Origin of the sequence: Mesorhizobium sp. M1A.F.Ca.IN.020.06.1.1 (assembly GCF_004023265.1) — a bacterium.
Classification (GTDB): domain Bacteria; phylum Pseudomonadota; class Alphaproteobacteria; order Rhizobiales; family Rhizobiaceae; genus Mesorhizobium.
The window spans coordinates 1-2,091 of the sequence record NZ_RZSR01001009.1 but is presented as its reverse complement, the minus strand read 5'-3'; the positions used below and the strand labels follow the sequence as shown (position 1 = coordinate 2,091).

General features: G+C 63.6%; 2 protein-coding genes. One reads left to right on the top strand and one right to left on the bottom strand.

From position 1 onward, the window contains the following. Nucleotides 1-844 (bottom strand): M20/M25/M40 family metallo-hydrolase (locus EOA60_RS30235; RefSeq protein ID WP_128312418.1); only part of this gene is annotated, 844 nt, incomplete at its 3' end. Nucleotides 845-1,279: 435 nt separating this feature from the next. On the opposite strand from EOA60_RS30235, the gene EOA60_RS30230 reads away from it, so the two are divergent. Then, the coding region (locus tag EOA60_RS30230) for a 5'-3' exonuclease H3TH domain-containing protein (RefSeq protein ID WP_281060794.1) at nucleotides 1,280-2,091 on the top strand (812 nt) is incomplete at its 3' end.

Below are 2,091 nucleotides of genomic sequence, written 5' to 3'. Positions count from 1 at the left end.
GTCCGAGGAAGGACTCGCCGGTCTCGCCGCGCCCCTCCCCGGCTTTCCGCCCCTGCTCTGCCCTCTCTTCTCCTCCTTCCTCTCCGCCCGTGCTTGTTCTGCTGCCTTCTTGCTCCTGACTGTCGGCGAGAATTTTGGTCAGGATCCGGATCGGATTGGCGGCCGGGCCGCCATAGAGGCCTGAATGCAGGTCGCGGCTGGCTGCCTTGACGGTGACTTCCTCGCCGACCATGCCGCGTAGGGACACGCAGATCGACGGCGTCTCGCGGTTCCACATGCTGGTGTCGCAGACCAGCGCGAAATCCGCTTTCAGCTCGGCGGCGTTGGCCTCGAGGAAAGGCTTGAGCGACGGCGAGCCGGACTCTTCCTCGCCCTCGAACAGGATCGAGACGCGGCAGGGCAGATTGCCGTGCACCTGCCTCCAGGCGCGGCAGGCCTCGACGAAGGTCATCAGCTGACCCTTGTCGTCCGCCGAGCCGCGCCCGGCGATCACCTTGCGTCCGGGCTGGACCTCCTTGATCGACGGCGCGAATGGATCCGTTTCCCACAGCTCGATCGGATCGACCGGCTGCACGTCGTAGTGGCCGTAGAACAGCACATGCGGCGCGCCGGCCGGTCCTTCGTGATGCGCCACCACCATCGGGTGGCCGGGCGTGTCGCGCACGCTGGCGTCGAAGCCGATCAGCTTGAGTTCGGCCGCCAGCCATTCGGCGCCCTTGCGGCAATCGGCGGCAAAGGCCGGGTCGGTGGAGATCGACTTGATACCAAGCAAGCCGAAAAGCCGCTCCAGGCTCTGATCGAGGTTCTGGTCGAGACGGTCAAGGACGGGGGAGAGTCTGGACATTTCTTCAGCCTTTCGATTCTGGCCCGACCCTAAAGGGGCGAGCAGAAAACGCAAAGCCGCGATCGTTGGACCACGCGTTCCGGCGTCGGTAACACGCGGGCTGGGAGACAAAAAAGAACCGCCGTGGTGGAGGGGGAACCACGGCGGTCTTTACTCGAAACGTTGCGGCAGCCCGGAGAGGGGGGATAGGCTGCCGCAGTTGCCCGGGATAGGCGGGGGACGGGCCTTACTCCGGACTTCGGCGAAAATTGCCGATGACAGCTATTTGGGTCTGTGAAAATGGCGATTCAAGGGCACGAAGATTACACTTTTGTAACATGCCCGTGAGCGGCTGAATTTTGTCCGAGACCTGTCTGTCAGGGGTGTTGCCGGAACCGGCCGTTTGCGCGGCCTTTGGCATGGACCGCGAAGCTTGGCCGCGCTATCCCTGCCGGCATGAAAAAAGGCGATCATCTCTTTCTTGTCGACGGCTCCGGCTACATTTTCCGCGCCTACCACGCGCTGCCGCCGCTCAACCGCAAATCCGACGGCCTGCCCACCAGCGCCGTGCTCGGCTTCTGCAACATGGTATGGAAGCTGATGCAGGACGCCCGCAACACGAACGTGGGCATCGTGCCGACCCATTTTGCCGTCATCTTCGACTATTCGGCGAAGACCTTCCGCAGCGATCTTTATCCCGAATACAAGGCCAACCGCTCGGCGCCGCCGGAAGACCTGATCCCGCAATTCGGCCTGATCCGCCAGGCGACCGTGGCCTTCAACCTGCCCTGCATCGAGATGGAAGGCTTCGAGGCTGACGACATCATCGCCACCTATTGCCGCCTAGCCTGCGAGGTCGGCGCCGACACCACCATCATCTCCTCCGACAAGGACCTGATGCAATTGGTCGGCCCGACGGTCGGCATGTACGACCCGATGAAGGATCGCCAGATCGGCATTCCCGAGGTAATCGAGAAATGGGGCGTGCCACCGGAAAAGATGATCGACCTGCAGGCGCTGACCGGCGACTCCGTCGACAACGTGCCCGGCGTGCCCGGCATCGGCCCGAAGACCGCGGCGCAACTTCTGGAGCAGTTCGGAGACCTTGACGGCCTGCTGGCGCGCGCCGGCGAGATCAAGCAGGAAAAGCGGCGCGAATCGATCATCGCCAATGCCGACAAGGCGCGCATCTCGCGCGAGCTGGTGACGTTGAAGAACGACGTGCCGCTCAAGGAGGGGCTGGACGACCTTGTGCTGCATGCCCCGGA